Annotated in this window: 11 protein-coding genes; 4 read left to right on the top strand and 7 right to left on the bottom strand. The window is 62.5% G+C overall.

What is annotated here, in order from left to right; translation table 11 throughout:
- The first annotated feature begins 3 nt into the window (after positions 1-3).
- The 4 genes from HY696_00455 to HY696_00440 are packed head-to-tail and all read left to right on the top strand — an operon-like array spanning position 4 to position 3,296.
- A complete protein-coding gene (locus HY696_00455; protein ID MBI4236870.1) occupies positions 4-1,200 on the top strand; it encodes a nucleotide sugar dehydrogenase in 1,197 nt (398 codons plus the stop codon).
- The gene (locus tag HY696_00450; protein ID MBI4236869.1) at positions 1,197-2,216 is read left to right on the top strand and encodes an NAD-dependent epimerase/dehydratase family protein; all 1,020 of its coding nucleotides are present in this window, start codon (positions 1,197-1,199) and stop codon (positions 2,214-2,216) included. The genes HY696_00455 and HY696_00450 overlap by 4 nt, the downstream gene beginning before the upstream one ends.
- Positions 2,213-2,947: a hypothetical protein gene (locus tag HY696_00445; GenBank protein ID MBI4236868.1), complete on the top strand. Its 735-nt coding sequence runs from the start codon at positions 2,213-2,215 to the stop codon at positions 2,945-2,947. Before HY696_00450 ends, HY696_00445 begins: the two co-directional genes overlap by 4 nt.
- The gene (locus tag HY696_00440) at positions 2,931-3,296 is read left to right on the top strand and encodes a hypothetical protein (GenBank protein MBI4236867.1); all 366 of its coding nucleotides are present in this window, start codon (positions 2,931-2,933) and stop codon (positions 3,294-3,296) included. The genes HY696_00445 and HY696_00440 overlap by 17 nt, the downstream gene beginning before the upstream one ends.
- Before the next feature lie 24 nt (positions 3,297-3,320).
- Here the strand turns inward: HY696_00440 and HY696_00435 are convergent, their stop codons facing one another.
- The 7 genes from HY696_00435 to HY696_00405 form a co-directional block, all read right to left on the bottom strand.
- The gene (locus HY696_00435) at positions 3,321-3,596 is read right to left on the bottom strand and encodes a hypothetical protein (GenBank protein MBI4236866.1); all 276 of its coding nucleotides are present in this window, start codon (positions 3,594-3,596) and stop codon (positions 3,321-3,323) included.
- A gap of 53 nt (positions 3,597-3,649) precedes the next feature.
- Complete coding sequence (locus HY696_00430; GenBank protein MBI4236865.1) at positions 3,650-4,042, bottom strand: response regulator; 393 nt, start codon at positions 4,040-4,042, stop codon at positions 3,650-3,652.
- Complete coding sequence (locus tag HY696_00425) at positions 4,039-5,622, bottom strand: PAS domain S-box protein (GenBank protein MBI4236864.1); 1,584 nt, start codon at positions 5,620-5,622, stop codon at positions 4,039-4,041. The genes HY696_00430 and HY696_00425 overlap by 4 nt, the downstream gene beginning before the upstream one ends.
- Positions 5,623-5,694: 72 nt before the next feature.
- Positions 5,695-6,930 carry a GTPase HflX gene (gene hflX, locus HY696_00420; GenBank protein MBI4236863.1) on the bottom strand — a complete coding sequence of 412 codons (1,236 nt, stop codon included), beginning with the start codon at positions 6,928-6,930 and terminating at the stop codon, positions 5,695-5,697.
- Complete coding sequence (dnaE, locus tag HY696_00415; protein MBI4236862.1) at positions 6,927-10,391, bottom strand: DNA polymerase III subunit alpha; 3,465 nt, start codon at positions 10,389-10,391, stop codon at positions 6,927-6,929. The genes hflX and dnaE overlap by 4 nt, the downstream gene beginning before the upstream one ends.
- A 79-nt stretch (positions 10,392-10,470) precedes the next feature.
- The gene (locus HY696_00410) at positions 10,471-13,041 is read right to left on the bottom strand and encodes a hypothetical protein (protein MBI4236861.1); all 2,571 of its coding nucleotides are present in this window, start codon (positions 13,039-13,041) and stop codon (positions 10,471-10,473) included.
- Between the two features lie 88 nt (positions 13,042-13,129).
- On the bottom strand, positions 13,130-16,819 hold the full coding sequence (locus HY696_00405) for a hypothetical protein (protein MBI4236860.1): 3,690 nt from the start codon (positions 16,817-16,819) through the stop codon (positions 13,130-13,132).
- Positions 16,820-16,892 lie beyond the last annotated feature (73 nt).

Genomic DNA, 16,892 nt, shown 5'->3' with positions numbered 1-16,892 from the left:
AGGATGGGGAGATCCATGGACACATTTGAATACGATGTCTGTATCGTCGGCGGATGCGGACGCGTCGGATTGCCGCTCGGGTTGTTGCTCGCGGATCGCGGACAGCGGGTGGTGCTCTACGACATCAATGCCGCAGCGGTCGCTAAAGTGAATGCCGGACAGATGCCATATCGCGAGCCGGACGCCGACGCCGTGTTGGCGCGGGTGCGGCAACGCACGTTGAGCGTTACCACCGACATCGACGTCGTGCGCCGTGCGCGGATCGTGATCCTGACAATCGGGACGCCGGTCGATGAACATATCAATCCACACCTCACGCCGGTGGTGCGGTGTGTGCAAGATTTGGCGCCGCATTTACAAGACACGCAAACGGTCATTCTGCGCAGCACGGTGCTCCCGGGCACGACGGCCTATGTGCGCGATCTGTTGGCGCGGGCCGGAAAGCAGCCGGCCGTCTGCTTTTGCCCCGAGCGCGTGGCGGAGGGCGCGGCGTTCCACGAAATTACGTCGCTGCCGCAGTTGGTCGCCGGGATGGATGACCGCGGCGTAGAGGTCGCGCGGGCGCTGTTTGGGTTGCTGACTGCGGAATTGATCGTGCTGACGCCGATCGAGGCGGAGCTGACCAAGCTCTTTACCAACGTGTGGCGCTATATGAAGTTCGCGACCGCGAATCAGTTTTATATGATCGCCGCGGAGCATGGGGCCGACTTTCGTAAGATCGGCCATGCGATGCGCCACGCGTATCCGCGCGGCGCCGATTTTCCGCGCCCCGGTTTTACCGCCGGCCCGTGCCTCTTCAAAGACACGATGCAGCTGGCGGCCTTTTACCACCACCATTTTTTCTTGGGCCACGCGGCGATGCTGGTCAACGAAGGGATGCCCGATTTCCTCCGCGATCAATTGAAGCGTGAGCATGATCTCTCCCAACTGACCATTGGCATCCTCGGGATGACGTTCAAGCCGGAAGTGGACGACATCCGCGAGTCGCTCGCGTTCAAACTGAAGAAACTGCTGCTGTTCGAAGGCACCACGGTGCTCTGCGCCGATGAATATTGGCGCGATGCGAGTTTAGTCGACAAGAGCGAGCTGATCGCAAAGAGCGATCTGATCGTGATCGGCTGTCCGCACCGCGCGTACCGCACGCTCGATTTCCACGGGAAGCGTGTGGTGGACATCTGGGAATCCTTGGAGCCACTATGAAAATTCTGATTACTGGGGCGGCGGGATTTATTGGGCAGTATGCGGTGCGGGAATTCCTGGCGCACGGCTACGACGTCGTCGGGCTCGACAATTTTTCCAAATATGGTCCCGTCACGTTGGAACATTGCGACCCGGCCCATTTTCGTTTCGTCGCAGGCGATGCGACTGATGTCGGCATGTTGACGGAACTAGCAGCCGACTGCGATCACGTCGTGGCCGGGGCCGCGCGGATCGGCGGAATCTCCTATTTTCACGAATTCGCGTACGACTTGTTGGCGGAAAACGAGCGCATCGTCGCGGCCACGTTCGACGCCGCATTGGCCGCGCATCGCCGCGGACGTTTGCAAAAAATCACCGTGCTGTCGTCCTCAATGGTGTTCGAGAATGCGACGCAATTCCCGACGCCGGAAGGGCATGAACAAGTCTGTCCACCGCCCAGTTCGTCGTACGGATTTCAAAAGCTGGCGTGCGAATATTTCGCGCGGGCCGCGTGGACGCAGTATCAACTCCCGTACACCATTATCCGCCCGTTTAATTGTGTCGGCCTCGGCGAGCGACGTGCTTGCGCCTCCGCAGAAGTTTATTCCGGCGATATCAAATTAGCGATGAGTCACGTCGTGCCGGACCTGATCCAAAAGATCCTGAAGGGCCAAGACCCATTGCGCATCTTGGGCGATGGACAGCAAATCCGTCATTACACGTATGGCGGTGACATCGCGCGCGGACTCCGCTTGGGCGTGGAGCGGGCGGAGGCGTTGAATCAGGACTTCAACATCGCGACCGCCGAATCGACCACAGTGCGCTCATTGGCGGAGCGGATCTGGCGGCGGATTCACGGTCAGCGGCCGCTGCACATCGTGTCGGATCCGCCATATCCATACGATGTCCAGTGTCGCATCCCTGACGTTGCGAAGGCGAAACGGTTGCTCGGGTTTGAAGCCACGACGACACTCGATACGATGCTGGATGAATTGATTCCGTGGATCCAGACGCAAGTGGAGCGCGGATTGATATGAAGCACGCCTTTTGTCTGCATTATACAGCGGCCGAACGAACGCTCGCGCGGACCACACTCGAAACGTTGCAGCGCTACTGGGGCAGCGCCTCTGAATGGTACGTGGTGCTCGATGCCACGGCCACGGAAGATGACGCCACGTTTGCGGCAGCGCGGGCCACGGCGTTGTTGCAAAGTAAAGCGGCAGACGCAGCGTGGTGTCACGGATTGAATGCCGGCGTGCGGCTGGCGGCGGAGCGCGGCATCGAGGTGCTGTCGTGGCTGCGTCCGGGGATGATCCCGTGTTGCGCCGCGACGTGGAGCGATTTCTTAACCCGCTTCCGTGACAGCGGCCGCGCCGTGTCGTTTTGTCCCGTCGCCGTCCATGGTTCCATTCCGGAACTCAGCAGCCTGCACGTTGCGCCGCAACAGGCTATGGCGGCGCGCTGGTTTCCTCTCGCCGCGCCGCCTCCGCCAGAGGCGGACCCGCCTTCGGCGGGGGCGGGGAGGGGCGAAGCCGGGCTTCACCTCGCACAGTGTTGGAGCCGTCATGCATGGAGTTGGATGGCGGAGACGTATCTGCTCTGGTCGATGACCCTCGCCCCGCACGGCGCGTGGGGACTGACGGCGGGCCGCTGTTTCTCGGTCGAACGCTACTATCCCGAAACGAGCATGATCGTCACAAAGGACAGCTGGTTTTGGGCGCAGTATGAAAATGTGGTCAATCGGAGGTGCTATGGAATCGATCGGTGACTTGATCGAAAAACTCGTGATAGCGAATCTCAAGCTTTGGCTGGTGAAAGACGCACAGACCGCGCTGGCCTGCCGCACGCCGCCAGATCGGGAGGCGTTGCACACGGCGCTCAGTCAGCTGACGCGCGTGGAAGGGGAGTCGGCAGATGGCGTGACCGCGTTGCGGCAATTAGTCCAGCGCTTGGATGCATTGGCGGCCCACGCGGCAACGCCGGACGTCGAGGAACTGCGCCGCTTAGTGCAGAAAGATATCGAACTCTGCGAAGTCCGCGCCGCGCTGCGCCGCGAGATCAGCACTCGCCTCGCCGACCCCACGCCCTCCGATACCGTGAAGCAGTACGGGAAGTAGCGGGGGGTGTCCGCCCGTGTGGCCTTAAATGCACAATTCCGGGTCGGCGTGGCAGCAGACTTTGGTGACTTCGGCGCAGACCATGCCGGCGGCGCAGTCGGATGCGGCTTGGCACGGGACCACTTCAATGCAGAGTCCGCGATCGCAGATCTTGGTCTCGCCGCATTGGTCGTGGCTGGTGCATTGCGCGGTTTGTTTTGCCGTACCCGCGTCGCCTGCGGTTTTCTTCTGACACGCGGCCCCGCCGATCAGGACCCCGGCGCAACAGAGACTCAGTACGATACGTGACATGGAACGCATAGCCATCCCTCCTGGGTTAATGGAGGTTCTGCTACCGTGTTCATTTTCGATCGTCAATCTTCAGAGTGCGTTCCGGTCAGCAGGCGTTGGATCGCGGCGAGCAGGGCGGGGGTGTCGAACGGTTTCGTGAAGTACGCGGCGGCACCGCACGCGAGGCCAGTTTGGCGTTCGTGTTCTTGCGCCTTCGCGGTAAGCAGAATGACGGGGATCGCCGCCGTTTCCGGCGCGGCCTTCAATTGCTGGCACACCACAAATCCGCTCATACTCGGCATGCTGATATCGAGTACGATCAACGCGGGTGCGCAGGCGCGCACGGCGGTCAATCCCTCGGGACCGTCGTACGCGGCCTGTACTTGGTATCCGGCGCGTTCCAGGCGCGGGCGTAACAACACCGTAAAATCCGGTTCGTCATCGATGATCAGAATCGTGAGCGGTGGCGGCGTCATGTCGTTGTCTCCGCGGGGTCGGCCAACGGCAACACGCAGTGAAAATGTGCGCCGCCGCCCGGCGGACTCTCCACCCAAATCGCACCGCCGTGCAGATGGACGATCTCCTTGGTGATCGCCAGACCGAGGCCGGTCCCTTTTTGGTTTCCACTTTGCGGTCCCGGAATATGGAGCTGTTCAAAACGATTAAAGAGTCGGCCGATCGACGTGGCCGGAATGCCCGGCCCGTCGTCCCGCACCGTGATCTTCAGGCCACGCGCCGGTAGACGCATCCCGCGGCCTTGCGGCTTTTCAGCCGCGCTGCGGGGCGCCGCCGGTCCCGACTCCAGCTGTGTCGCCGATACGACGATGCGTTGTTTCGCGAACTTTACCGCGTTGGAGAGCAAATTCGTCAGCGCCTGGGCGATCAAGTCCGGATCGACGTCGATGGCCGGGAGTTCCGGGAGCAACTCTTCGACGATCGCAATATTCCGTTCCGCCGCGATCATCTTGCAGTGTTGCAGGATCTCAATCACCAGCGGATACGGTTCCACGGCACGACGCCGCAACGGTACGCGTCCCGATTCGAGCCGCGACAAATCGAGGATATCGTTGACGAGCTTCGTGAGTCGATCCGTATTGCGCCGCCCGATGCTCAGGAAATGTTGTTGGTCCGCCGTCATCGGGCCGGCGATCCCATCTTGCAGGTTTTCGATCGCACTCTTAATGATCGCCAACGGCGTGCGGAGCTCGTGCGACGCGGTGCTGACGAATTCGTCTTTCATCCGATCCAAGCGCTCGTGTTCGCTGATCTCCGCCTTCAATTGTTCCACGCGCTTCAACTCCGTGATGTCGCGCACCGCGGCAAGGTACGCCGGACGCTGGTCCCATTCGATCGCGGTGACCCGCAGTTCCGCCAGTTTCTCCCGTGCTGCACGGCCTTTACACGGGATTTTGACTTCCATGCTCGTGTTCGCCGAGAGCGCGAAATAAAAAGGCCGATTCACGATCTCTTCTTCCGTCCGTTCGAAGATCATCTCCGCCGCCGGATTGACGTAGCGGACGATGCCTTGGAGATCGACGACGATCATGCCGTCAGCGTTGTGTTCGATGATGCCGCGGAAGCGTTCTTCCGACGACTGCGCCAACCGATCGAGCAAATGTTGCCGTTCGATCGCGTAGCAGATCGCGCGCGCCAGCAGTCGGCCGTCGAGCGTGTCCTTCACCAGGAAATCTTGCGCGCCCTTGCTCAACGCCTCCATCGCATAGCCGTCATCATCGGTACTGGTCAGCACGATGATCGGCACGTCGGGGGCCTCGGTGTGCACCATGGCGATCGAGTCGAACCCGTCGCTCTCCTGCAGATGCAAGTCGAGCAAGACGACATTAAATGTCTCCGCCGCGAGGCGGGATAATCCTTGTTTTAATGACGTCGCGACTTCGAATTGGAAACGGCGATTGAGAAATGGCGTCGTGGCCAGTTGAGAGCGCAAGCGCAGCGCCGCGGCCGGCCCTTCGACGATCAATAATAACCGTAATGGCGTGGTATCGGACGGCAGCGCGCGGCGCGAACGGCGAGGCGCGTCTAGTGGGTTATGCATCCGCGTCGGTTGAGAGGGATCCATGATTCGCGGCTAGTGTAGCATGGAGACCGGGTGCAGGGGAACGGAAAGCTACTCCGCATAACAGGCCAGGCGACGGACCACTTTTTCCGGAGCGAACGCCTCGATATGGATTGCCTCCGCGCGGTGTTGGACGCGGACCACATGGCCGAGCCGATAGAGTTCGGCGACGACGCCGGCCTGGGCATAGGGGAGACGGAGCCGCACCGGATGGAGTCCGGCGCGGAGCCGCTGGTCGATGGTGTCGAGCAGCGCCGCGAGGCCGGTGCGGTGCGTGGCGGAGGTCAGCAACGCGTCGGTTTCGTGGGTGCAAGTCGGGTGCAGGACATCGCATTTGTTGTACACCGTGAGGCGAGGGATCTCGTGCAACTGCAGTTCGGTCAGGACGCGATCGACCACGCGGGACTGCGCGGCGGCGTCGTCGCTGCTCGCGTCGATGATATGGCAGAGCAACGAGGCGGCGGCGACTTCTTCGAACGTGGCGTGGAAGGCCTCGACGAGCTGGTGGGGCAAGTTGCGGATAAATCCGACGGTGTCGGTGCAGAGGATCGTCCGTCCAGACGGGAGTTTGATTTGGCGCACCGTGGGGTCGAGCGTGGCGAACAGCCGGTCTTCGACCAAGACCGCTTCATGGGTCAGCGCGTTGAACAGCGTCGATTTGCCGGCGTTGGTATAGCCGATCAAGGCCACGAGTGGCAGCGGAATACTGCCGCGCCGTTCGCGATGTAATGCGCGTTGGCGCCCGAGTTGTCGTAAGTCTCGCTGGAGGCGCGTGATCTGTTCGCGCACGCGGCGGCGATCGATTTCGAGTTTCGTCTCGCCGGGACCGCGATTGCCGATATGGCCGGCCTGTTGCATGAGCGCTTCGCCGTGTCCGGCCAGCCGTGGCAGACGATATTGGAGCTGGGCCAGCGCGACTTGCAGTCGCCCTGCGCGGGTGCGGGCGCGGCGCGCGAAGATATCGAGGATGACCGCGGTGCGATCGAGGACTTTGCAGCCCCAGGCGTCTGCCAAGTTCCGATTTTGTGCCGGCGTCAGCTCCGCGTCCACGGCGACGAGCGCGGTCGTGGTGGCGATCAGATCGCTGCGGATGGCCTCCACTTTACCCCGATGGATGAGTGTGGCGCTGGCCGCGCGTTTCAATTCCTGCGTGGCGTGACCGACCACCACGCCGCCCGCAGTGTCCACGAGGCGGCGCAGCTCGTCGAGCGAACGGAGCATGTCTCCGCGCGTCTGCGCAGGGCGTCGGACGCCGAGCAGGTAGACCCGTTCCGGGATGGGGCTCATAGTTCGAAGCGCGTGACGTCGCGGCCGAATACTTCTGCGACGGCCTGTTGCAGCGCGAGCGTCGGTGCGGCCCGGACTTGTGGCAACGTCAGGATGGTCTCGCTCTGTTCCGGTACCACGAGGTGGAGATAGACCGGGCACTCCCCGACGAAGCGTTGCAGCACGCTGCGCAGTTGATCGAGGTGGCGCGAGGCGGTCTCTGCCGCGTCCATCCGGACATGGATACCGCGCGCTAAGCGCGTGGGTGCTTCCTCCAGCGGGAAGACTTCGTCGCAGATAATTTTGACCGTTTCTTCATTGGCGTCGGTCGTCCCGATGATGAACAGCGGGGTGTCGCTCTGCAACAGCGCAAGCGCTGGGACGTAGCGGTCGGAAAAGACGACCACTTCGACGGTGCCGTGGAGGTCTTCCAACGTGATGAACCCCATTTTTTCGCCGCGCTTCGTGAGGATCTCGCGTCGCGCCGCGACCACGCCGCCGATCCGCACCGGCTGGCGATCGCCGACTTGCAGCAATGTGTCGGTGCGCGCGGAGCCAAATTGTTCCAAGACCGTGGTGAACTGCTCCAGCGGATGCCCCGTCAGGTAAAAACCGAGCAGCGCCTTTTCGTGGGCCAGGCGTTCTCGTTCCTCCCATGGCGGCGAGACGATATAGGCCGGCGTGGCCTCTGGCGCGTTCGCAACCCCGGCAAACAGACTCTCTTGATTCGAGGCCCGATCCCGCTGCCGCGCAGCGCCGTAATCGAGCGCCAAATCGAGCGAAGCGAGCAACGTCGCCCGTTCCACGCCGAGCGTGTCGAGCGCTCCGCATTTGATCAGGCTCTCCCAGACGCGGCGGTTGACTCGTCGCGTATCGATCCGCTCTGCGCAATCGAACAGGTGTTGCAATGGTCCGCCGGTGTGGCGCGCCTCCACGATGGCCTCGATCGCCGCGCTGCCGACGTTTTTCACCGCCGCCAGACCGAAGCGGATCGTGGACTCGCCGACGATGGTGAATTGCTCCTCGCAGGCGTTGACGTCCGGGGGCAACACGGTGATCCCGTGGGACTTCGCGTCTTGTAAATATTGCAATACCTTGTCGGTTGCACCCATTTCATTGCTCAACACCGCAGCGAAAAATTCGGTCGGGGTGTGCGCCTTCAGATACGCCGTTTGGTACGAAATCATCGCGTATGCGACGCTGTGCGATTTATTGAATCCGTAGCCGGCGAACTTTTCCATCAAGTCGAAGATCATTGCCGCTTTCGCCGGCGGAATGTGGTTCGTCGCGCAGCCTTCCAGGAAGCGCGCTTGTTGCTGGGCCATTTCTTCCGCTTTTTTCTTTCCCATCGCGCGGCGTAACAGATCCGCTTCACCGAGCGAGTAATTCGCCAACGCGCTCGCAATCTGCATCACTTGTTCTTGGTATAGAATGACACCATAAGTTTCGCGCAGGATCGGTTCGAGTTGCGGCAGCGGATATTCGATCGGAGTGCGACCGTGCTTGCGGTTGATAAAGTCGTCGACCATTCCGCTCCCCAGCGGTCCCGGACGAAATAGGGCGACTAACGCGACGAGGTCTTCGAAGACGCTCGGTTGCAGCCGAACCACGAGATCGGTCATGCCGGAGCTTTCCAATTGGAAAATCCCTTGGGTGTCGCCGCGTCCCAACATGGCAAAAATGTCCGGATCATTCAGCGGCAGCGCGTTCAGATCCGGGACCGGTTTGTCCTGGTGGCGCAGTAACGCGAGCGCGTCGTGCAAGATCGTCAGCGTTTTCAGGCCGAGGAAGTCGAACTTGATGAGTCCGATTTTTTCGACCGCCTTCATGTCGAACTGCGTGACCGTTTCGCCGTTCGTCCCACGGTAGAGCGGCACGAAGTCGGTCAGCGGCCGGTCGGAAATGACGACGCCGGCCGCATGCGTTGAGGCGTGACGCGGAAATCCTTCCAACGACTGCGCTGTGGTCAAGAGCTGCGCGATGCGCTCGTCTTTCTTCGCCAACGTTTGTAGTTGCGGCTCCGCCTCCAGGGCCTCCGCCAACGTGATCCCGAGCGTGTTCGGAATCAGTTTCGCGATCCGATCCGCCTCGCCGTATGGTAATCCCATCACGCGCGCGACGTCGCGCACCACGGCCTTCGCCTTCATCTTCCCGAACGTGATGATTTGCCCGACGTTGCCGTAACGCTGTTGCACATATTGAATCACCCGCTCCCGGCCGCGCATGCAGAAGTCGATGTCCATATCGGGCATGCTGACCCGTTCCGGATTGAGGAAGCGCTCGAAGAAGCAGCCGAAATAGATCGGGTCGATGTCGGTGATTTGCAGGCAGTACGAGACGAGCGATCCGGCCGCCGAGCCGCGTCCCGGACCGACCGGAATGCCTTGCTGCTTCGCGAACTGGATGAAGTCGGCGACGATCAGAAAATATCCGGCGAATCCCATCGCGGTGATGCACTCCAGTTCGGTTTGGAGCCGCGCCTCGTAGCGCGTCCGCAACTCCGCCGTGTCGCCGCCTTGGCGCAGTACGATCTCCGCCCACCGCGCGGCCAGTCCGGCGGTCGTATGTTCCCGTAAGACGTCGCGCAAGTCGCGATCGCCGGGGACGTGAAATTTCGGAAAGTGGTACGTCTTGAAGTCGAGTTCCAGCGCGCAAGCCTGCGCGACGAGCGTGGTGTTGGTCACGGCGTCGGGAAGATCGGCGAACAGCGCGCGCATTTCATCGGGACTGCGGAAGTAGAACTGATCGGAATCCATCTTCAACCGCTTGGCATCGGTCAACATCTTCGCGGTCTGGATGCAGAGTAGCGCATCGTGCGCGGCCGCTTGGTCGCGGCGCAAGTAGTGGCAGTCGTTGGTGGCGACGAGCGGGCGCGCGTAGCGGCGCGCCAGTTCGATCAAGCCGCCGTTGACCTGCGGTTGCGCCGGGAGGTCATGGCGCATGATCTCGAAAAACACATGATCCTCGCCGAACGTCCGCAGATACCACTCCGTCGCGGCCTGTGCCGCTGCCATGTTCCCTTCGCCCAAGTGACGCGCGAGCTCGCTGTTGAGGCAGCCGGTCAGACAGAGCAGTCCGTCACTGTGCGCCGCGAGCAGCGCCTTGTCGATCCGCGGTTTGTAATAGAAGCCGTCGAGATACGCGTAGCTGGAGAGGCGGCACAAGTTGCGATAACCCGCGAGATTGCGGGCGAGCAACGTCAAGTGGCAGAGCGCGTTTTCGCCGGTGCGCGGATCGCGATCCGTATACGCGCCTTTGGGGAGCAGATACGCCTCGCAGCCGAGGATCGGTTGGATCCCCGCCGCCGTCATTGCTTGATAAAACTCGATCGCGCCGAACAGATTGCCGTGATCGGTCATCGCACAGGCCGACATGCCGTGCGCCCTTGCTTGCGCTGCCAACGCGCCGATCGGATTCGCACCGTCGAGCAGGCTGTAATAGGTGTGACAATGCAGATGCACAAACCCGGCGCCGCCACTCATGGGCCGCAGTCTGTACCGAGAGTCCCCGGGGGACGCAAGGTGTAGTTAAGGTGTAGTTGGAGTCACAGGGTAACCAAGTTTAGGGATTGGTGGCGCGGCTAGTGGATTGGATGGTTGCGACTAGCTGCGAGTGGAGTGGGTCGATGGGGTTTTCGGCAAGGCGGAGCAGGCGCTCGCGGATCGATGCCACGGATGCAATATGCATGAGCCGTTGTAATCGATAGAGGGCAGTGCGACGGAGTTCGGAATCGGCGGCACGGGCCACGAGCTGGAAGAGTGGTTCCTGCAATGTTGTAAAGGCGGCATAGTCGGCGGGGCTCATCTCGGGGGTACGTCCTGTGAGGCCGGCGAAGCGATCGACCGTCTCGAACAGGAACGCGGCTAATGGCCAGTGGTGCATGGCCGGCACGGCTGATGCGCCGACGATCCGTTCGACGACGTAGTCGGCGAGCGTTGTGACTCCGCGTTCGGTCAATTGATCGAGCGCCTCGGCCAACCCGCGGATCTTAGTGGGATAGGGCGCTGCGGTAGAGATGCGCTGCAGCAGTGTGTCCGCCAACAGCGTGAGTTCCGTGGGGTACCAGTGGGTTTCGTTGAGCACGACAAGCGCATCGTGTTGCGCCCATGAATACGCTGTGGATCCCAATATGATGATGATCGTTTGGAGCAGGTCGCGGCGTGCCGCGTCGGATGCCGTCCTCACCGCCACCCGCAAATGATTCAATGCGTAATCGGTGGCGAGCATGACACCGGGCGTCGCATCGGGTCTCTCGGGGATCTGACGTATGGTGGGTTTCGTGCTCTCCACGGCGTCGCGGAGCGACGTGGCATACGCCAATAATCCCCCCAGCCGCTCTTCCGCCAGATAGCGGTGGGTGGTCAAAATCGCCGTGGCCTCGGCGCCGAAGGTCTTTCCGGCGGTGGCGTCGTGGAGGAGCGTGGCGCGTCTGCCGAGCGGAATGGGATCGAGAAGGACGTTGAGCCATTCCGCAAGGCCGACGCTGTCCGCGTGCGTCGCGATGATCCACTGTACGAAAGTGGTCTGTGTCTCGATGGAGAGGCTGCTGACAAAATGCCCCCACGGCACGGTGTGCGGCCAGATTTTCGGCAGCAACCGCTTCGCGAATTCGAGCCGCATCGCCTCCGAAAAAAGTTGATAATCGCTCATCAGGTACATCGCTTTGCGAAAATCTTCTCCGCGGAGTACCGGCACCCCCTCTGCAGTGACGAGGGCCTGCAATGCGACGTCGTCGAGTGGCGCCGCGCGATCGAAGCCGGGCAGATCGCGGAACAATGCGCACCAGATGACGCCGGCTAACGGATCCGAAAAATTGTCACGCACGGCGCGCGTGATCGTTTCGATTTGTTCCGGGGTGGCGTTCGCAAAGCGATCCAGAAGATGGTAATCGCGGATTGCGTAACTGTAACTGAAATCCTCTCTGCTATCCGAGCGGGTGAGGAAGGGCTTCGCGTTCATGGGGTGAATGAGCGCGGGAATCAACCGATCGAGTGATACGGCGCCATAGTCGAGCAGCGACGAGACGATCCGCTGGGGATCATTGGTGCCGATCTGTACCGTATTGGAGGCCCAAAGATTGTCTGGCAATGTTAAGAACAGCGGCAATCCCTCTTCGACGTAAGCGGTCTGCGCCTCCGGAGTTTGCAGATCACGCAAGATATCGAGAAAGATCAGCGCCGATCCGACGAACGTCTCGCAGCGCGATTGGGGAGATGTGGCGACGGCACAGCGCAGGTCGGCCAGCAGGGGATCCATGATTTCTATGTGCGGTTGCAATTCCCGACATAAGGCGACGAGGGGGCGATCGGGATACAGCGCGCGGGCGACGGCCAATCGATACATGAAGTCGGTCGTGGCGGCGGCCGTTGCTAGGAGATCCGCCGCACCGTTGCTTCCGCGTTGCGCCACGAAATTGGCCGCGGACTGTCGGAGTCGTTCGATCGTCTCGGGCCACGGCGTGATCTGATCCCGTGCATCGCGGCGCAACGCATCGCCGGTGACATCGGCGCCTACGAGCCCGATCCGCGCGAAGCGGTCGGCGGCCTGATCTTCGTACCACAACGTGACCCCTTCTTGTTCCACCATCGTGCGGGTCGCCAGAAAGGACGGCCGGCCGTCGTAGAGATTGCCATCGACGACAAATACGGTGTCGTTGCTGAGTTGGGGATCCGTATCGGGAGTGTCGATTGGTGCCAGCGCGGCGAGTGCCAGTCGCGCGGCCGCCGCATGGTCGAGCGCGGTTGCGGCCGCTGCAGTACGCAGTGCGCCGAACAGGGCGGCGCGACCTGCGGCATCCATGCGCGTCAGCGGAAGTTGGAAATGCGGCGCCGCAGCGGCGTCGCCTCGTGTGACGATGCCGATCGCGGGTGGATTTCCTGTCAGCGTGGTGACCTCGTGGATGAACTGTTCCGTCCACGCGAGGAGGAGCGTGCGGTCGGTATCGGCGATGTGATCGAGCAGGAAGATCAGTCGGACCGGGCGCTCCGGAAAAAATTGGACGCGATGGAGCAGTCGTCCCAGACTGCGGCGCGGTATGGCGGGGTCGGACAACGACTGCGTGTAGGCCGTAATCCGCGGATCTGCCGTAATGACTTGCGCGGGCGATTCCTCCGTCGCAGCCGCTCGGCGCACGGAGCCGGCCGCCGGACGCGGCGCGGGTGTGCGTGGCCCGGTTGACGACTCATCGTCCCGCCGAGGTGGTAGGCCCCCGGGTGGTGGATTAACGCGGGTCATGCGGGGCCTCCGGTGGCACAAGCCCGGTTTCCGGTTCCAGCTGCAGCCGACGAATGACCTCGGCAATGGCCGCGGCGTCGCTTTGGTATGACCGGAAGCTGGGCCGTTGCAGCAACGTGCGAAACGTAGCGCCGACCATCGGTCGGAACTCCGTCGGGCGCTGATCGTGTGGGTCCAGCGGCGTCAGCAGTTGTTGAATTGCTTCGAGTGCCGCCGCGCGGACGTTGGCAGGGCCATACTGGAGTTGGTGGAGCAGCGTGCGCACGGTCGTGACCGAGCGGCCGCAATCCGCAACGATGTGCGGATCGGTGCCAAATGGATCCTGTTGGACATGCGTCCAATGCGTCATCGCGCAGGCGTCGTTGCCTCGCTGGCGCACGACGGCCCGATACTCCGCCGTAATGAACGCCGCGAGCGGGGTTTCCGCGAGTGGGTGTCGCGCCAACTGTTCCAAACGCGTGACGGCCAGTGCATGGCCGGCGCGGGCCAGACGGCCGATGCTGCGTGCGGCCTCGAGGCGAATCGGGAGATCGCGCGCGTTGCTCCGCAACAGCGCCTCGATGGCGGGGAGCAGCGGTGCGGCGACGGATTCCGGCAAGAGACTCATGGCGGCCACAGACCACTGGACCATCCATTCCGGTGTGGTTTGCTGTTCCACTGGCGTGTGCAGCAACGGCACGAGCGCTGCCACCAATTCGGTCGTGCGCTGCGGATCGCTGAGCCGATTGAGCAATGTGGCCCATTCCGCCAGCGCCGTCGCTTCGCTCTGCAATCCAGAGTCGAGGCGGTGTGGGGTGAGCCTGCCGAGTACTGCATCGATTTCGGCGATCCGCGGCGGTGCGACGCCCAGGCCGCGCAGCACGTCGCGCAACGGAGTTGCTGCATGTGCCGCCGCTAACGGAATCGGTCCGAGTGGTGGGACGTGGATGGTTCCCTGATCGATCGTGATGTGGCTCCAGTGTTCGACGCGGGAATGATGCGGCGCCTGCGCTGCGCCTTCGGTATCAGTAATCGTGATAATCTGCCGCCAGAGTCGATCCGTCGGACCCTCCACGAATCGTGCATGGGCCTTCCATACGGCCGCTTCGGTCGACTGGTCGACCCCACGAAATGTCAGCGTATCGCATGCATGGCGCAGTTGCCGCATCCCCGCCGCCGTCATGGCGGTGAGCGGGAGCAACTCGCGCGCGGCGCCGCGCTCTTCGATCAGCACGCCAATCTCCAGAAACGGACGGAACATCCCGGGCACGTGCTCCAGCGCGAGCTCCAGACTCTTGACCAAACGGGGGAGCAGGGCGCCCATCGACCCCGACGTATCGAGGACCAGATAGACCTGCGCGCCCCAATACATGGTCCCGCCCAGCGAGAACGCGGGTCCTTCAGCATGCGTGGGGGTCGGCGCGGCCGGCGTGTTGACCGGCGTAGGCGGCGCCGGGATCAGCGGCGTGCCTCCAGCGACTATATCGGCGTCACCTTGCATGGTGGCCGTTGCGACCACGCGGAGGTTCGCCAGCGGGAGCCCATCGGGCGACGCCGGAATCGGCACGAGGGTGGGAGGGCGCGACAGGTGCAGCGCCGTTTGGAGTGCGGTGCCATGGATTTGTAGCAGCGTATCGAGGTCGCCGTGGGTTGTCGCCGCGACCAGCGGAATCATCAAGTACGTGGTTTCTTTGCTGCCGGCGGTCAACTCGCTCAATTGCAGACGTACCCCGCCGCCTTCGGCCTCGACGCGATTCGCAACCCAGCCGAACGGTAATGGCAGCAACACCACGTCAGCGCGTTCTGCCGAGGGGAGCAACAGGGCATCGTGCGTGGGATTGAACGGTTGTAAAAGAATGCGCGCCGCTGCGGCCCCTTCGTGCTGGGGCCGCATGAGGGTGTAGTAAGGAAGTGACTCGGGACCGGCGGCCGCAATATGTATCTGGTAGCCGTTCGCGGTGCGATAGACCGCGAGTCGTTGATTCGCCGTGTCGATGACGGCCTGTGGAATGAGTGCGGGCCCGCGCGTGATCACGGGTCGCTGTCCCGCAGTGAGATCCCATTCGATGGCGCGGATCGGATGGCCCACGGCGGCACTGGCCGAGAAGACCTGGAGTCCCTCGATCTGTTCCAGTCGGAGTTTCTGTTGTGCAACGCGCACGATGCCGCGCAGCGGCGTGGTCACGCGCACTTCGCCCGGGCCGCCGTTGGCGAAGAGCAGGGTCCGGATCGATTCCGGCAGCAGCGCACTTGAAATCGTCATCGCGTGGCGCAGCGGGATCGTCAACACGCCGCGGTCGATTGTGATCGTGCCCGGCATGGGCAGCCATCCGCCGAGGAGTGGCAACTGCGCGGCGAGCCGATACGTCACGTAATCGAGCAGATGCAGCAACGTGGCCAATTCCGTCGCGGGGAGCCTGCGGGTGTCGACGATGTCGGGCGTCGCTGGGGCCTCGATCGCCGCGGCATCAAGATGCGTGATCCGCTCCGCGATCGGTTGCGCAGGCCGTGGGAACTTGGCCCAGGGATCGAACGGCGACGTGGGCCTCGAGGGCACGGCGCTCGCCGTGATGCTGGTCCGCCAAGGCAGCGTGGCATCGCCTTGCAGCGTAATCTGCAGTGCCTCGCGGCGCGCCAGGTCCGCGATGCTGTGTGGAATGCCGATGCGGCGACTGAGCGCCGGCACGGCATCGAGGATGCGACTGAGCAATCCCGGCGTCCGCATCGTCTCCGTTTTCGCGAAGCGGACGACCTCGCCGAGCGTCATATCAGAGGTCGTCAGTCGACTCGCCATGGCGTCGCCGAACAGCGTGAGCACGGTCGGATGAATCGGCAGACTGGAGCCGATCACCGCCACCGGCCCATTCGGATGGATCGCCAGTTGTTCGCCGAGGCAATCTTGTTGGGCAAAACAGCCGGCGGAACACGCCAGGAGATTGAGGATCGGCGGCATTCCTGCGATCGTCAGCGCCGCGAGATCCTTGGTGCCGAAACGGTCTTTCGTGCCGAGGACGTGTGGCGCCCCATGCCCGACGTACGTGAAGATTAGCGCGCCTTGGGCGAGCATCGCGCCGATCGAGCGTTGATGATGAAACGCCGAATCCTCTGCTTCATATTCCAAATCGATCGGCTGTTGTGTCGGGATCTGCTGCAGCGTCGCGTAGAAAAAGGCCTCGATCAGCAGATCTTCGACCGTGCCGAATTTTCCCAGTCCGGCGTAGAACGTCAGCGGTGCGGCCGTGATGGGGCGAGCGGCGTAGGCCATGGTCTTCCGAACGATGGCCTGTAATTGCTGTGCCGTCTGGACCGAGAAGCGCCCGACAGCCAGTTCCACTGCTGGGTCGTCATCGACGTTTGCATAGTAATCGTCGGACGGCGGAGTCGCCGTAACGCCGGCGCCCTGTGGCGTGCGGCCGATCGGGAGATCTTCCGGCGCATTCGTGCCCTGATCATCGCCCACGAGTTGCAAAAAGCGGAGCCGTCCGTGACCTGCGGCATACGTATCGCGGACATATTGCCGAATCGCTGCGGGCCGCTCCAGCACCGGATAGGCGGCGTCGATCACGGTCGGATCGACGATTGCAACGTCATACTGCGCCCGTCGTTCTGCCAGCCACGGCGCTAACGCCTCATGAAAGCTCGTCGCCGCAATGACCAGCACTTCCGGATGGCCGTTCTGCCTGATCTTATCGCCCATGCCGCCTCTTTTATTGCCGGAGTAGTTATCGGCCATGGAGCACAAAAGTTGCTCCGCCGCAGCGGCGATCTCC

The sequence above is a fragment of the Deltaproteobacteria bacterium genome (genome assembly GCA_016210045.1).
Classification (GTDB): Bacteria; UBA10199; UBA10199.
The sequence above is the reverse complement of the archived record's forward strand: the minus strand, read 5'-3'. Positions and strand labels throughout refer to the sequence as shown.

Bases quoted from the DNA above. Each gene is read 5' to 3' on its own strand.
- HY696_00455 (MBI4236870.1), top strand. From the start codon at position 4: ATGGGGAGATCCATGGACACATTTGAATACGATGTCTGTATCGTCGGC.
- HY696_00450 (MBI4236869.1), top strand. From the start codon at position 1,197: ATGAAAATTCTGATTACTGGGGCGGCGGGATTTATTGGGCAGTATGCG.
- HY696_00445 (MBI4236868.1), top strand. From the start codon at position 2,213: ATGAAGCACGCCTTTTGTCTGCATTATACAGCGGCCGAACGAACGCTC.
- HY696_00440 (MBI4236867.1), top strand. From the start codon at position 2,931: ATGGAATCGATCGGTGACTTGATCGAAAAACTCGTGATAGCGAATCTC.
- HY696_00435 (MBI4236866.1), bottom strand. From the start codon at position 3,596: ATGCGTTCCATGTCACGTATCGTACTGAGTCTCTGTTGCGCCGGGGTC.
- HY696_00430 (MBI4236865.1), bottom strand. From the start codon at position 4,042: ATGACGCCGCCACCGCTCACGATTCTGATCATCGATGACGAACCGGAT.
- HY696_00425 (MBI4236864.1), bottom strand. From the start codon at position 5,622: ATGCATAACCCACTAGACGCGCCTCGCCGTTCGCGCCGCGCGCTGCCG.
- hflX (MBI4236863.1), bottom strand. From the start codon at position 6,930: ATGAGCCCCATCCCGGAACGGGTCTACCTGCTCGGCGTCCGACGCCCT.
- dnaE (MBI4236862.1), bottom strand. From the start codon at position 10,391: ATGAGTGGCGGCGCCGGGTTTGTGCATCTGCATTGTCACACCTATTAC.
- HY696_00405 (MBI4236860.1), bottom strand. From the start codon at position 16,819: ATGGGCGATAAGATCAGGCAGAACGGCCATCCGGAAGTGCTGGTCATT.